Origin of the sequence: Clostridium sp. UBA3061 (assembly GCF_002367465.1) — a bacterium.
Taxonomy (GTDB): Bacteria; Bacillota; Clostridia; order Clostridiales; family Clostridiaceae; genus Clostridium_J; species Clostridium_J sulfidigenes.
This window is the reverse complement of record NZ_DFCF01000006.1, coordinates 74,399-89,979: the sequence shown is the minus strand read 5'-3', so window position 1 is coordinate 89,979 and position 15,581 is coordinate 74,399. Positions and strand designations below refer to the sequence as shown.

Annotated in this window: 19 protein-coding genes; 16 read left to right on the top strand and 3 right to left on the bottom strand. The window is 28.4% G+C overall.

From position 1 onward, the window contains the following. Positions 1-128: 128 nt before the first annotated feature. The 13 genes from B2P65_RS05000 (at position 129) to B2P65_RS04940 (ending at position 9,982) form a co-directional block, all read left to right on the top strand. Complete coding sequence (locus tag B2P65_RS05000; RefSeq protein WP_346849152.1) at positions 129-1,079, top strand: DUF2935 domain-containing protein; 951 nt, start codon at positions 129-131, stop codon at positions 1,077-1,079. 320 nt (positions 1,080-1,399) lie between these two features. Continuing rightward, entirely contained in the window at positions 1,400-2,725 is a 1,326-nt protein-coding gene (locus B2P65_RS04995) for an MATE family efflux transporter (protein ID WP_346849016.1), read from the top strand. 28 nt (positions 2,726-2,753) lie between these two features. Continuing rightward, positions 2,754-3,041 (top strand): metal-sensing transcriptional repressor, encoded by a 288-nt coding sequence (locus tag B2P65_RS04990; protein WP_346849015.1) that lies wholly within the window; start codon positions 2,754-2,756, stop codon positions 3,039-3,041. Between the two features lie 285 nt (positions 3,042-3,326). Then, a complete protein-coding gene (locus B2P65_RS04985; protein WP_346849014.1) occupies positions 3,327-4,109 on the top strand; it encodes a GNAT family N-acetyltransferase in 783 nt (260 codons plus the stop codon). Positions 4,110-4,160: 51 nt separating this feature from the next. Continuing rightward, complete coding sequence (locus B2P65_RS04980) at positions 4,161-4,619, top strand: GNAT family N-acetyltransferase (protein WP_346878336.1); 459 nt, start codon at positions 4,161-4,163, stop codon at positions 4,617-4,619. Between the two features lie 131 nt (positions 4,620-4,750). Beyond that, positions 4,751-4,975, top strand: coding sequence for a hypothetical protein (locus B2P65_RS04975; RefSeq protein WP_346849012.1), 225 nt, complete (start codon positions 4,751-4,753; stop codon positions 4,973-4,975). 134 nt (positions 4,976-5,109) lie between these two features. Next, positions 5,110-5,823, top strand: a complete 714-nt coding sequence (locus B2P65_RS04970; RefSeq protein WP_346849011.1) for a class I SAM-dependent methyltransferase — start codon at positions 5,110-5,112, stop codon at positions 5,821-5,823. Between the two features lie 94 nt (positions 5,824-5,917). Continuing rightward, entirely contained in the window at positions 5,918-6,403 is a 486-nt protein-coding gene (locus B2P65_RS04965) for a GNAT family N-acetyltransferase (RefSeq protein ID WP_346849010.1), read from the top strand. 63 nt (positions 6,404-6,466) lie between these two features. Then, positions 6,467-6,976 carry a GNAT family N-acetyltransferase gene (locus B2P65_RS04960; protein WP_346879710.1) on the top strand — a complete coding sequence of 170 codons (510 nt, stop codon included), beginning with the start codon at positions 6,467-6,469 and terminating at the stop codon, positions 6,974-6,976. 448 nt (positions 6,977-7,424) lie between these two features. After that, positions 7,425-8,036, top strand: a complete 612-nt coding sequence (locus tag B2P65_RS04955; protein WP_346879709.1) for a class I SAM-dependent methyltransferase — start codon at positions 7,425-7,427, stop codon at positions 8,034-8,036. 14 nt (positions 8,037-8,050) lie between these two features. Beyond that, positions 8,051-8,638, top strand: coding sequence for a GNAT family N-acetyltransferase (locus tag B2P65_RS04950; protein WP_346879708.1), 588 nt, complete (start codon positions 8,051-8,053; stop codon positions 8,636-8,638). Further along, a complete protein-coding gene (locus B2P65_RS04945; RefSeq protein ID WP_346879707.1) occupies positions 8,628-9,833 on the top strand; it encodes a GNAT family N-acetyltransferase in 1,206 nt (401 codons plus the stop codon). Before B2P65_RS04950 ends, B2P65_RS04945 begins: the two co-directional genes overlap by 11 nt. A gap of 17 nt (positions 9,834-9,850) precedes the next feature. Beyond that, positions 9,851-9,982: a hypothetical protein gene (locus B2P65_RS04940; RefSeq protein WP_346849005.1), complete on the top strand. Its 132-nt coding sequence runs from the start codon at positions 9,851-9,853 to the stop codon at positions 9,980-9,982. A 419-nt stretch (positions 9,983-10,401) separates the two neighbouring features. Here B2P65_RS04940 and B2P65_RS04935 read toward each other — a convergent pair whose 3' ends face one another. Further along, positions 10,402-10,698: a hypothetical protein gene (locus B2P65_RS04935; protein ID WP_346849004.1), complete on the bottom strand. Its 297-nt coding sequence runs from the start codon at positions 10,696-10,698 to the stop codon at positions 10,402-10,404. Between the two features lie 51 nt (positions 10,699-10,749). Continuing rightward, positions 10,750-11,748: a phosphotransferase enzyme family protein gene (locus tag B2P65_RS04930; RefSeq protein ID WP_346879706.1), complete on the bottom strand. Its 999-nt coding sequence runs from the start codon at positions 11,746-11,748 to the stop codon at positions 10,750-10,752. Between the two features lie 339 nt (positions 11,749-12,087). Here B2P65_RS04930 and B2P65_RS04925 point away from each other — a divergent pair, with 339 nt between their 5' ends. The 3 genes from B2P65_RS04925 to B2P65_RS04915 all read left to right on the top strand — a co-directional run bounded on the left by B2P65_RS04925 (position 12,088) and on the right by B2P65_RS04915 (position 13,974). Further along, entirely contained in the window at positions 12,088-12,429 is a 342-nt protein-coding gene (locus B2P65_RS04925; RefSeq protein ID WP_346877899.1) for a hypothetical protein, read from the top strand. Between the two features lie 80 nt (positions 12,430-12,509). Further along, on the top strand, positions 12,510-12,998 hold the full coding sequence (locus B2P65_RS04920; protein WP_346877898.1) for a GNAT family N-acetyltransferase: 489 nt from the start codon (positions 12,510-12,512) through the stop codon (positions 12,996-12,998). A gap of 169 nt (positions 12,999-13,167) precedes the next feature. Next, entirely contained in the window at positions 13,168-13,974 is an 807-nt protein-coding gene (locus B2P65_RS04915; RefSeq protein ID WP_346879705.1) for a hypothetical protein, read from the top strand. Positions 13,975-14,070: 96 nt separating this feature from the next. On the opposite strand, the gene B2P65_RS04910 is transcribed toward B2P65_RS04915, so the two are convergent. Further along, positions 14,071-15,318, bottom strand: coding sequence for an aminopeptidase P family protein (locus tag B2P65_RS04910; protein ID WP_346848999.1), 1,248 nt, complete (start codon positions 15,316-15,318; stop codon positions 14,071-14,073). Positions 15,319-15,581: the final 263 nt, after the last annotated feature.

Below are 15,581 nucleotides of genomic sequence, written 5' to 3'. Positions count from 1 at the left end.
ATTTGTGGTAAATTTAATATTAACAAGGTGTATTAGTATATTTTGTAATAAAAATTAATTAAATTGCAATGTCAGTATATAGGTATAAGCATATATTGTTAATGAAGTATTATTTAAAGGGAGAAAATATGTTATCTAAGGAGAAGTTTATTAAACAATCGCTAGAATTAAATCTATTCTTTTTAAGAATAATGAAGGAGCATCTAGTTTTTGTTGGTGCATCGTTAATGCCTAGATCTCAAAATTACCTTCATTATGCAGATATGTTAAAGGAACAACTAGATGGATTGCTTAGAAAGACTATAAAATTATCTAGTGGAATTATCGATCCAAACATTGGTAATACAGGAGAAATAATTACAAACTATACACTAGAAGCAGAAAGAGCTACAGAATTTTACACTGGAATTAATATCAATACAAATACAACAGAAATGGAATTATCTTTAGGAGATTATCAAAATAGTAAAACTCTAGATGGTTTATCAGAAGAAGTATTTTATTTAAATAAAGAGATTATTCCTGTAGTAAATGAAACAGCTAAGTTAAAAAATAAAATAAAAGTAAATGTATTAAAGTGCAAGATGTTTACAGGTTCTTATCCACTTTTAGTGGATCATATTTTAAGAGAAGCAATGTTCTATCTTAGAATGTTAGGAAGGTTACAGGAAAGAGTTGAGATGGACATTAATAAGGAAATGGTTGATCAGGAAGCTTTCTGGAACAGAATTATGGCTGAGCATTCTAAATTTATTAGAGGCTTTTTAGATCCAACAGAAGAGGAATTATTTAATGTTGCTAACAAGTTTGGTAAGCAATTTGATAGATTGACAGAAGAAGCACTTACTATGCACGATAATACAATTTCATTAGCACATATATCCACTGTAACTGAGGAGAGTAGAGAGGCCACTAAAGATATTAGAGATTTCAAGATGAAAGGAACAGAAGGATTATTAAATTGTAAGATTAAGTCCATAATTTTACCACTCTTAGGAGATCATGTTCTAAGAGAAGCAAATCATTATCTAAGATTGCTAAATAATTACAAAACAAAAACATATTCTTCATATAGATAAAATTGATATAAGAATAAATGGGTTTCTAAAATACTGTGAAATTTAGTGATGAATTTTACGGTATTTTTATTTTTCAATAATTAATTTATAAATAAGCTACCTATAATTTATATGGTATAATTTACATATAATAACCATGCAAAATGGTATTGAATATAGGCGATTAATTTATCATATGCGTTAATAAAGTCAAAGAAAATATTTTAAGTTTGGTATTATAGAAGTTAAATGGATAATTTTACAAAGATCCTTGAAGTGTATTTTAATAAATGATACCCTTATATTATCCTCTATGGGGGGATGATATAAGGAGGGATAGAATGAATTGGGTAAAGAAAAATAAAGATAATATTATTACTATATTTTTATTATCAATTCCTGTAATAGTAGAAAATATTCTTCAAACACTACTGGGAACGGTAGATACCTACTTTGCAGGACAGATTAATGATAGTGCAATTGCAGCAATTAGTGTAACTAATTTAATTGTTAATGTGTTCATTGCTTTTTATACTGCTATAAGTATAGGAACTAACGCAATTATTTCAAGAAATGTTGGGAGATGTGATTTTGAGGAAGCCAATGCGACCATAAAACAATCCAATATATTAGGTATCATAATAGGAATATTGGTTGGAGCAGTCAATTTAATATTTTATAAACCGATATTAATGATTTCAGGTGCTTCAAATGAAATATTAAGTTATACAGTACCATATTATATGGTTGTTGCAGTACCATCAGTATTTCTTTGCTTATCACTTATTCTATCAAGTTGTTTAAGAGCAACTAAAGATACTAGTACACCAATGATAGCAACGGGTGTTGCTAATATATTAAACATAATTTTAAATTATATTTTTATGAGATTAGGATTAGGAATTCTAGGGTTAGGTTTAGCTACAACTATCTCACGTATAGTAAATGTTTTAATTCTTTTATTAAAACTAGTAAATGGTAGTGTTATCAAGCTTGATTTGACAAATATAAAGATTAAAAAAGATATAATAAAATCCATAATGAGAATTGGAATACCAGCTGGAATCGAAAAATTAGTTATGAGATTAGGTCAATTAGTATACAATAGCATGATTATTTCTATTGGTATATCAGCATATGTAGCCCATAATATAGCAGGCAATATTGAAAGCTATTCCTATATACCTGCAATGGGTTTGGGGGTTGCTACAGCTACTCTTGTTGGTATAAGTCTTGGTGAAGATAATACTAATAAAGCTAAAAATATTGTTTTTTTATCGGATTTCATTGCAACTATTTTTATGATTTGTATTGGAATTATATTTTTTATATTTGCCCGACAATTTGCAATGATTTTTACAGATGCAAAAGAAATACAAGAAATGGTTATAAGAGTATTAAGGTTGATTGCGTTATTTCAGCCATTTGCAGCAATTACCCAAGTATTTACCAGCGCGTTGCAAGGTGCTGGAGATACAAAATTTCCAATGTATGCAACACTAATAGGAATTTGGTGTGGGAGAGTAATAGTTGGATATTTACTAGGAGTAACATTTGGGCTGGGATTATTGGGAGTATGGCTTGGGTATGCTTTAGATATTACAATTAGAGGTATTATTTTGCTAAAACGTTTCTTAAATGGAAAATGGCAGAAAATTAACATATAATTAAAATAAAACAAAAGGAGATAAATTTATGAGTGATGAAAATGGACATAACCATACACATAAAAATACTAAAGCTGTAATAAATAGATTATCAAGAGCTATAGGACATTTAGAGGCAGTGAAAAAGATGGTTGAGGATGGGCGAGATTGCAGTGAAGTATTAGTACAGGTCTCAGCAGTAAAATCTGCAATTAATAATATTGGTAAAATAATTTTACAAGATCATATTGAAAATTGTGTTGTTGATGCTGTAGAAACAGGAGATAAAAAAGTTCTCACAGATTTAAATGATGCAATAGGTAAATTTATTAAGTAAATCCTGAAATATTTTTAATAATACTAATTATAATTAGTTTAAATATCACATGTTCTAAAAGGAATGTGTGATATTTTTTCATTTAATAACCAAGCTATATTACAATTCAAACATTGAAATGTAAATAGTTGATGTTGGAAACAGAATAGTAGAAATTAGAAGAATGTGATATATTTTGGGACTTTCATTAAAATTATATGTTATAATTTTCTTAAAGAATTATTTGTAATTAATTTAAATATATAGTAATTATTCAAAAATAGATATGTTAAGGAGATTTATATTATGAAGGCAGAATTATATGAAAAAATTTTGGAAACTGAATTGAAATATATAAAATGTTTTTCAGATTATGCTGAACTGAAGAAATCAATCATTTTCACAGACAAAAAACTACTTGATATGTACATGCATAATTTCACTTTTCTTAAAGAGTCAATGGAGATGGGGGAACTAAGAAGCTTTATTGAAAATAAGCTTGGTGAAATGCAAAAGTCAAATAATGAACATTTACATATCATGATGGATTATAGTGTGAAATGGGATGAGTTAAAAAACTTGATTCAAGAGCCTGAGATTACAGAATACTGTTTTATGGCTATAGAGCCAAAAGATTTTAAGAAATTAAAAGTAAAAGATGATTGCATAGCTTTAAAAGCAGATACTCTTGAAATACTTGATGCTGGATACAAAGCTGATGTACAGGCCAATAAGGCAGCTATGGGAGAAGAGTTTGCTATAAAAAGAAGCAAAAGAAAGATGGAGGTATATAAGGAAAATCCTGATTTGAACCTTTATGTTTGCTACAAGGGAAAGGAACCTATAGGTAAGTGTGAGCTTTTCATAAAAGATGGCATTGCAAAGATTGAGGATTTTGATATTATTGAGGAATTTCAAAAACAAGGATATGGCACTTCTATGTTGCATAAATTGCTAGAAGAATCTCTTAATGCAGGAGCTGATATAGCATACTTAATAACAGACAATTTCGATACAGCAAAGGATATGTATAAAAAATGTGGATTCTCAATATGCGGTATTAAGACATCTATATTATTTATAAGATAGTTATAGATTATAACATGAATTAAAGTAGATAGTTGGGGAGGAAATATGAATATGATTAACATTGTAAAGGCAGAATTAACAGATTCTAAAGTTATAACTGAAATTAAGAAATTTGCATATAATGATGAAACAAGTAGATTTGGACCAGGAAGGGATGGTGGTCCTCCAGGATATGATTCAGAAGAAGAAACACGAAGACTTATTAAAAACTATTTATGCTATAAGATTATCCTTGATAATGATATAATTGGATTCTTTTGGCTACACGGAGTAGAACAAGAGTTTTATGAATTGGAAGATCTATGTATTCATCCGAAATATCATAATAAAGGTTTTGGATTTAAGACTATGAGTCTAATGGAAGAAATGCATCCGCAGATAAAAAGATGGATATTGGGAACTCCTTATTATAGTGTAAGAAATCAATATTTATATGAAAAAGCTGGTTATAAAAAAACTGGACAATCAGAAGATGGATTTCTGTTCTTTTATGAAAAGTTAATTTGTTAAACTATAAAGTTGTATATCAAAGATGATTTAATATGAACTTCTAAAACATTACTAATAATATTTTAATAATGGTCAATGAAGCTTTGAAGATATTAACTAAGTTTTGATTTAGGCAAATAGGAGTAAAGATTATGAAAGAAAAAATAAAAAAACTTTTAGGTGCAAATATGGACATAGATTTAACAAGTAATGACAAGGTTGATTGGAAGCAAAGTCGTTGTCCTTGGAATGAAAAAGAAGGTTCTAATACACATAAATGTGCAGTGAAAAATACTTCAATATGTGAATATTTTTGTGGTATTGAGTATCTCGATACAGTAATTTGTTGTTTTCCTAATGAAAATCCAAATAGATGATATATACATTTAACTATGTCTAAATACTTGGAGCATTGGGATAAAATTACAATTGAGAGATGATAATGGGAGATATATTTTTCTTTGAAAATTAATGATTGATATCCGTTATAAATGTATAGGGGGGAATATGTGTGATAGAAAAAATCAATTCAGAGATTATTAAAAGTGAAAATGACATACTTGATATGTTAGATAATTTAGTAGAGAAACGGGATAATGAGTGGTGGAGCAATTTTTATTCTGATAAGGAAAAAGCAATTCCATTCTTTAAAAATATTCCTGATGAAAACCTTGCTTCATATTTTGAGTTAGATTTATTAAAACAAGGAAAAGCACTTGATATAGGATGTGGAAATGGTAGAAATTCATTATATCTTGCACACAAAGGGTTTGAAGTTTATGGAATTGATTTTTCAAAAACATCTATTGAATGGGGAAAACAATTGGCGAAAGAACAATCTATAGAAGTGAATTTTTTATGCCAATCAATATTTGACTTTAAATGTGAACCAGAGAGTTTTGATTTTATCTATGATTCAGGATGTTTTCATCATATAAAACCTCATAGGAGAAATCAATACCTAAGTGCTGTTTTAAAACTTTTAAAGCCAGATGGATATTTTTCCATGAACTGTTTTAATTTAAACGGAGGTGCAAATATATCTGATTATGATGTGTATAGAGATTATTCAATGCATGGTGGACTTGGATTTTCTGAGTATAAGCTAAAAACAATTTTAAAACTACACTTCAATATACTTGAATTTAGAGAGATGAAAGAGATCGAAAATGACAATATATTTGGAAAATCTTTTATGTGGACAACATTATTGAAGAAAAAATAAAATGTAAATATCTTTATATTTATATAGTGAAAATTTTAAATTAAGTTGATGACAATTTATGGTGTGTCAGATTACAAATTTGAGGGGGAGAAATATGAATTTTATCGTATCTACCGGAGAAGTTGATAATGTAATTAATATTATGAAAGAAGTCGCTTCTTGGGGACGCTCTGTTGGATTAAATGTATGGAAGGATGAACACCTTACAAAAGAAAAATTAATGGTAAATGTTATGGAAGAAGATTTTTGTGTGGGAAAAGTTTCAGGAGCTAATGCATGTTGTATGATATTGCAATGGAGTGATACTTTCTTTTGGCCAAATTCAAAGGAAAATGAAGCTGGATATATACATAAACTGTGCGTGAGAAGAGAGTATGCAGGACTGGGTCTACCAGGCAAAATGGTTAAATTTGCAATAGAAGAATGTAAAAAAAGAAATATTAAATACTTAAGATTAGATACAGGATGGACTAATAAGAAATTATGTAATCTTTATAAGAGTCTAGGATTTGAGATAGTTGATAAATTCTTATTAGATAATGGTGGAGCATTTGCATTATTTGAGATGAAAATAGAATAAATAAGCTAACCTATTAATAGGAAGTATCATACTGCCATAGAAATATTATCCACATAATAGGAGGTGAAAGGTTTGAGAGATTACTTTATGAAAACAGAGCGTATAGGTTTCTCAAATTGGTCAGATTGCGACTTTACACTAGCACATCAGCTTTGGGGAGAAAAGGATGTTACTAAATTTATTTGTGCTACAGGGGAATTTACAGAAAATGATATTCACAATCGTTTAAATATTGAAATTTGTAATGGCAAGGGTTTTCATGTTCAATATTGGCCTATATTTGAAATAACAACAGGAGAACTGATTGGCTGCTGTGGTGCACGCCCATTTAAATCTAAACAACACTCATATGAAATTGGTTTTCATCTTCGTAAAAGATACTGGGGTCAAGGTTATGCCCATGAAGCAGCAAAAGCAGTAATCAATTATTGTTTTTCTAAATTAAATGCAGACAAGCTTTTTGCAGGACATCACCCACATAATGTTGGATCTAAAAAACTTTTAGTATGCTTAGATTTTCATTATATAGGAGATAATTTCTATGAACCAACAGGACTGTATCATCCATCATAGGAAATGACTAATCTAAGATTATAATCATAACGTGTAGTAAGCTAAGTCCACTAGTGAAGAACTCTATTGAAGGAAGGGAGAAATATCAATGGAGAATTATAATAGCACAAAAATATTTTGGGACAATATATTTTAAGCAGTAATACCAAATAAATATGAAAATGCAGATTTGGGACAAGAAGATTTAAATGAAGCTTTAAAGTGGTTAAGTAGTGGAACAAATAGCATTGTAGATTATATGGATGTGGAAGTGGGGCATTACACACTTAGACAATGATTTATTACTTGTGGAATTTAGAAACAGAAAAATGGTGTAGTATATTGGAAAAATATTTTCATATATATCTTAAAAAGGATATTTACTATAATCAACATGAACAGTATAATAGATTATTTTTATTAGTAAACAAATAGTATAAATTTTAAATATAAGGAGTGGTAATAAAATATGCATAACCTTATAAATGCTATTCCGTTATATAATTTCTTAAAATATTGTAATAACAATTCCTCTGAGAAAATTATATTAGACTGTGGTGCTGGTGGTTCTAATCCACCTCTTTCTTTGTTTTATGAATTTGGATATGAAACCTATGGAATTGAAATATATGAAGATCAACTAGAAAAAGCAAGGGCATTTTGTATAGAACAAGATAAAGATTTAAATATCATATTTGGTGATATGAGAAAAATACCTTTTGAAAATGAGTTTTTTAGTTTTTTGTATTCTTATAATACATCTGTTCATATGAAAAAAGAAGATTTCTCACTTGCTTTATCAGAATTTTATAGAGTGTTAAAACCTGGAGGACTATGCTATGTGAATTTTTTAGGTGAAGAGTGTGATACTTATGGCATAGGAAAAGAAATTGGTGAAGGGGAGTTTTTACAAATTGAAGATAATGATGAAGTGATCTATTGTCATTATAAGGATAACGAAATTGAGCAAGCCCTTACAAAATTTGAAGTTATATATAAGGAAAAGAAATCAGTAAAAAGAAATATCGATGATAGAGAAAATACATCAGTTTATCTTGAATATATACTAGTGAAAAAGTAATTGAATAAGATTAGTTGTATAATTGGGGGGATGAATCAATGATTGAAATTAGACAATTAAAGGAATCTGACATGCAGCAGGCCTTAGAATTAAAGATTTTGTGCTGGACGGAAGAGTTGGCAGGTAAGGCTGAAAACACCCTTTCAGTTTCTCAAGAATTAGACTTCTGGGTAGAGTGGATGCATACAGGGAAAGAAAATAATGATGTTCGCTTGTTAATTGGAGCATTTGAAAATGACAAGATGCTTGGAGTAGCCTTTAGCAGTTTTGCGGAAACCTTTGATATACCTGAAAAAGGTATAGAGTTAAATGGGATTTGGGTATATCCTGACCAGCGAAATAGGGGGATTTCTCTCATGATGATTATTTATACATTGAGTTTCTACATGTCTATGGGTATGGAAAAGATTGTTATCTATAACCATCATTATGCAGCATCAAATCAGTTTTATCACAAATTTTGTGGACAAGTTGCCAAACAAGAATATCAGATGGAGGGTAAACTTTTGGTGGATGTATTCTTAATAGACATATTATCAATGAAAAGCAGAATGGAGCAATCTCTAAAGAAATATATAGGAGAATATGCCTATGAAAATTAAAAAAATTAAAGCTGAGAATATTGAGCAAGTAAGGGAGCTACACGTATATTGTACAGGCCGTCAGTGGACTGATACTAAACCAGCAAAGGATGAATTATCATTTTATACTCCTGATGAAATATTAGGAATGTTTGATGAAGAGAAACTAGTAGCTATGATAAGGAACTATACATTTAATCAGTCAGTGAGAGGTGTAATTAAGAAGATGGGAGGGGTTTCCCATGTGGCTACTTTTCCTGAATATCGTTTGCAGGGATATGTAAAGGACTTGATAAAATCAGCATTTATAGATATGAAAGAAAAAAATCAATCTATTAGTTTATTACATCCTTTTAAAGAAAGTTTTTATAATTCTTTTGGGTATGTGGGTACAAATGACAATTTGCTAGTTAAAATTTCTTTAGATGGATTTTTTCATTATTTAAAAGATGTATCAAAAATAAATGGTGAATGGGAAGAGAAAAGAGTAAGAGCTATTGAGGTGCAAGAGGAATTTGAAGCATTTAAATTTGAACTTGATTTGTTGGAGCATCATGGACTTGTTTTTCTCAATAATATGTCCAAGGAGTATTGGATAGAAGATCATGGTGGTGTAATTGTAGTATTTATAAAGAAAAATAATAAAACTATGGCAGCAGCAAAGTATATTAAAATAGGATCAGGAGAAAATGGAAAAATTTTTGTGGCAGAAATGTATTGGAAAGACATAGAAAGCAGAGTGATGTTATTCAGATATTTTGCAAAGCACAAAGACCAATTTTCACATATAGAATTAAGAGTTCCATATGGTACTAATTTTTGGACATGGTTGAATGATCCAATGAGGCCTTTTGAAGTAAAGATTAACAATAATCCATGGATGGTAAGAATTATTGATGCAGTAGAAGCAATGAATGATATTAATGTAGCTTTAGAAGGTAATATTATTTTAGAATTATATGATGAACATTGTCAGTGGAATAATGGTATTTATAAGTTAGAAGCTGTGAATAAGAAACTAAAAATGAGCAAATATGAGAGTAAAAAACCAGATGTAAAGATGGACATAAAAGGGCTTACCGCACTATTGTATGGTGCATACTCCGTAGAAGAGCTTGAATTTAAGGAATGGATTATACTATCAGATTCAAAGTTTAAAATAATATTAGACCATTGGTTTCCTAGAAAGTTTCTTTATAATCCATATTATTTTTAATGGTGTAGTTTGTAATAATGATTTTTAAAAGATATAACATGGAATTTGATAATTGTAGTATAAGTATTGTTAAATGTGATGAGATAAGCAATACGATAGCTGTGAAATGCATTAATGATACAGGGCACTTGGAGGAAATAGGAGAGTAGAAGGTTAGGAAGATGCTTTCGCAAAATATATCACTAATCTTATATAAACTGTTGAGCATGTACTTTAATATTATTGTTAACGAACGCCATTTGCATAAGTAAGAATCTAAATCTTTGATTTAGTTATTCGAACTCAGTTCTTCTAATTTATTAGAAGAACCTCCTAGAACATTTATTACTTAGGATTTATGAATGGTAAAATCGTAAAGCAACGCAACTTGTTTGAGTGAATACGAGTTGTTGTGTTGTAGATTTTAACTTGAATAAATCCTTTTAGTAAATCAATGCTTCGAAACGGCTGAACAGCAATAATATAAGTACAAGCTCAACATTTACTTAGATTAGCTTATTTTGCGAAGGCCCCTCATACTTTCATAAAAATATAATCATTTAAGTGTTCAATACTATTATAACTCCTTCTAATGATTTTTACGTCCATTTTTATTGGAAGATGCTATAGAAGCTATGATAATAAAAATAGATATATTTACAAGGTTAATGTAGAAATCTATACTGCTACCACTTAGGTTATATTCATCAACATATATTCCTCCTTGCCATATACTTAAATTTGATATAAGTACTAAGAATAGAGAATTTACTATAATAATAAAGGAATTAATGGCTTTACCTCTATATTTCATAAGTATCATATATAATAAGTTGAAAATAAGAAATGCTAAACATGCATATGAAAATGCCCCCAAAAGATCCAAAATGTTATCCTCCTAAAATAAATATTTAAGTATATAAAAGAATTATGTAGTTTATACATAGTTCTCACTTACTATAGAAATTCCTTGTTCGATTCTAGATTTGCTCTGAGAAATATAGTTTTTCATCCATTGACTCATGTTAGAAAAACCAGTGCTACGACATATACCTATATAGACGATAAGTTCTCTTAGTTGAAGAAATAGAGGTATTTGTTTTAGCCAATATTCATCTATATGATTTTCTTTAAGGTAACCATCCATAAAGTTTTTCATAAAAATACAACTTTGAGCTTGTCTTTCATCCATGCTATCATCTAAGAATACATAAGTAATATAAAACAATTGAATAGCTATATCTTCAATAAACCAACTATATTGACACTCATCAAAATCAAATATATTAATATCTTTATTATCTAGGAAAAAATTTCCAACATTAATATCTCCGTGAATAATTCCAAAGGAATCAGAATCCTTACAGAGATTATTTATTCTATTCACTATATCATCATAACTTTCAAAAATCTTGAACTGATCAGCAGAAATATATTTCTTTATGTTTTGCAGATAGTAATTATGTGACCAATCAGGTCTCTTAATTTCTTTTGATGAAGGTATGTACTTCTTAGATAAAAAATGCATTTTCCCTGTTAATCTACCACATTTCTCAAATAAATCTTTATTACTAATGCATTCAGGATATCCAATATTTCTTCCAGTAGCTTTTTCAAAAGAAGTAGCTGTAAAGTACGATCCTCCTATATGGATTTTTTCTGATAAATTACCAGAGATAGAGTAGATGGGCTTTGAAGCTGACACTCCATTATTAATTAAATATAAAACCCAGTCAAGTTCACCTTTTATAAGGTTATCGCTTCTATGTGAGCTATGAGTAAATCTTAAAATATAAGATTTCTCCTGCTTTTTATATTCATAAACATAGTTTTGAAAACCTCCAATTAAATTTAGTGTAGACATATCTATATTAAACTTTCTTGCCGCTTCTCCTAAAATTTGATTATTAAATAATTTCTCAATTTCTCTATCCAATTCTTCCACTTCCTTATTAAAATAAATATAATTCTGAGTTTAAATTTTAGACCAATTTATATAGCATGATTTGAGGTCATAATACGTCAATGTATACATATCTGGTAATCAAAAAATATATAGTTGTACAATAGTATAAGAATATTTTACTATAATTAACTTAAATGGTGTATATTTTAAGAGGAAAATTTAATATAATTTCATGTGGTATTATAACTCCATTATGCTAATAAAAAATGATATTCATGGAGATAATTAGCTTTTAATTTGAACATATGTTATAATATGGTAAAACAAGGTTGTGCTTATTAAATATTGTGTAGCATTGGGGGAGTTAAAATGAAAATAAAATCACATACGAAACTTAATTTATATTCCTTTATATCTATTGGGATTAGTGCAGTTATATATTTTATATTTATGATCATGGATATATTTTATCTACCTAAAGATAATGAGTTACTTTTACTAATCACCATATCATTAATTTTAGTAATTAGTATTATTGGAATGATATATAGCATTTTAAGTTCAAAATCACTAAGAGAAAGAGAGATTAGTAATATATGTGTTCCTAAAGTGGATTTATTTTTAACAATCGCTGCCCTAATTATAAATGTTGGTATTGTAGTTTTAACCCTACCAGCGCTTATTATTACTATAAAATTTATGTATTTTTAAGTGAAATATATTTGTATGTAGGTTATAAAATTTTTGAGTTTGATATCTTGTACTAATTATTTATAAAGGAGGATAAGTAAATGAGCATACAACTTAGAAAGAGGTTAATTAACCAAATAGAAAGACCATTTCAATTTAAAATCAGTGACCTAGTTTTAGAAGGAGCAGAGTTAGAAAGTAAATTAAATACTTATCTATCAATGTTTATAGAGGGAACCTTAGACACTGACCTTTCTGGTAAAAAACCAGATAAGTTTATTGAAAATCTTAGGAATAATATTTTGGGAGATTTTTCGAAACGATATATTATAACTGCACAATGTAAGGATGATGTAATAGGTATTTTAATAGCTTTACCTGGAAGTGTGAATGAGATGCATATTTATTCACTGCATGTTGCACCAGATCATAGAAATAAAGGAGTTGCTTCTACACTATTAGCTACCTGTGTAAATGATATGCATAAAAAGAATATAGAAGATATTATTATAGATGTACATATAGACAATAAACCTGCTTATGATCTATATAAAAAATTTGGATTTATTGAAGTTGAGAATATAATTTAATAAAGGAATAATGTTAAGTATATTAAAGCCATAGATATTAATAATTAAATTAAATAAAAAATAATAATGAATATTTAGAAAATATGCTATAATAGAAATATTAAAAACAGAATAATTATAATTTAGTTTTAATAGTGGTAACAATTATCTAAAGAACGGAGGAAGGCTTTTGATATACATTACAGAACCTGGATTTGAACCGAAGCATATAAATCCATTTACAGATGAAAGATATACTGATGATTGGATTGTATTTTGCTTAACTAATTCTAAGAATTATGAAATAACCAATGGAAGAGGCAATTCATCTGTATATACTTTAAAGGTAAGTAAAAAGTGTAAGCAGTGGGAATTTAATCTTATGGATTTTATAGAATATGAAAATAGCTATTGTAAGAATATGATTTTGTCGGTAGATGAGGAAGACTTAATTAAAGCAAAGGAAGCATATGAGAATCATCATTATAATGAAGCTTTTTTAAGGGGAAATGAACCTAGGGTTCTTATTCATAGTACCACAATGGAGAATTGGGAAAAAATTAAAAGCGATGGATGTTTAAAGTCGTGGAATATACTAAAAAAAGAAGGCAGCAACTACATGGACAAGCCTATAGGTGAGCTTCTTGGTGATCCAAAGGACTATAGTGATTATATTATGTTTTCTAATGGGAATGTTTCAAGTGAAGTCGTTGTATTATCCAAGGAAAATAATAAAATTATTATGGATGAGAAAATGAAATATAAAACAGGTGCAAGGTTATATTTTGATATTGAAAAAATAGCTAAAGATGGATTATTAGTTCGTGATGGCTGTTATCTAAAGGTAAAGGGCATGTTACCCCTAGATAAATATCTAATCTGGACTGCTACATGGGAAAATCTTAATCTAGAAAATAAATATTCTACACCTGAGAACTTTACAAAAATAGCAAATGAAACCTTCAATTCTCTCTTTGGAGATGCACTTATTAAATAAAAGTTTATATATTAAAAAAGGAGAGAAGTAAATTTGTGTTTACACAAACTTACTTACTCTCCTTCATATTTTAAAGGATTAAAAAATTCTTTGTTTTTAACATTTTTTCATAAATTCTTCAATTTCTTCGACAGTTTTTATAATCTCATCAGACAAGACTTTACATCCATTTTTAGTTATAACTACATCATCCTCAATTCTTATTCCTATGCCTTCTTGGGATAAATATAGGCCAGGTTCTACTGTAATTACCATGCCTTCTTCAAAAGGCGCATCATAATCTTCTACATCATGGGTATCTAGTCCTAAATGATGACTTACTTGATGATAGTAATAATTAGACAATTCATTTTCATCCTTTATTATACCAAGGTCAATTAATCCCTCTGTTAAAGCTTTTTTTGTAACCTCATTTATTGACTGAAAAGTATGACCTGGTTTAAGAGCTTTTATAGTTTCAAGTTCAGCATTTAATACTATATTGTATATTTGTTTTTGTCTTTCGGTAAACTTACCGTTAACAGGAAAGGTTCTAGTTATATCTCCATGATAATAATTCCATGCTGCACCTACATCACATAAAACCAAAGAGTTATCATTAATTTCGCAATTATTATCTTCATAATGGAGAATTGTTCCATTTTTTCCACTGGCAATTATACTTGGAAAGGCAAAATCTTTCACACCATTGTTTTTTAATGAAAAATCGAAATAGGACTCAAGTTGATATTCCATAATATTAGGTTTAGCATTTTTCATCATCGCTTCTATTCCTAATTTAGTTTTCTCTATAGCAGATTTAATTTCTTTAATTTCCTCTTTTTCTTTGCACATTCTTAGAATGGATAACTTAGGATATACGTTGTGTATAAATACCTGAGAGTATCTTTCCTTTAAATCTTTGGCAAAGCAACCATTAGTAGTTAAATCATCTTCATAGGCATCTTTTTCTAAATCTAAATATATATGGACTAAATTTTTAGTTGATATTAAACTATTTAAATCTGTTTTAAAGTCATCTATAAATCTAATATCATTTATTCCAGATATTTTTTTAGCATCCTCAACATTAATACTCTTACCTACCCACTTAGCTCTTTTTTCATCAAATTTTCTGATATAAAGTCTTTCTTCTATATTCCCATTTCTATCTTTAATAACTACAAGATTTATATGCTCTTCATCAACTCCACACAGGTAATAGAAATTTCTATTTGGTGTGAACTTATAATTATAGTCATTTGATTTCTTCGGTGCTTTTCCAGCAAACATTATTAATATGGATCCATTAGCTAATTCCATTGATAACTTTAGCCTATTCTTCTTGAAAAAATCTTTATTCATTTCAAACAACCCCTTCATTAAGTAATAGATAATAGTTAAGTTCAAGGCACATTAAATTTTTTATAAAAGATGTTTATATAATAATATTAACCTAATTTCAGCCTATAGTAAATGATTACATAAGTGAAAATATAGAAACTTATTCATGGATAAAAATAATTTTTTTTCTTAAAGATATGTTTAATATACATATGTATGGTAAAATATTACCCATAAGTAAAAAATGAAATAATTAGTTTTTATATTCCTTATTATTGTTATAT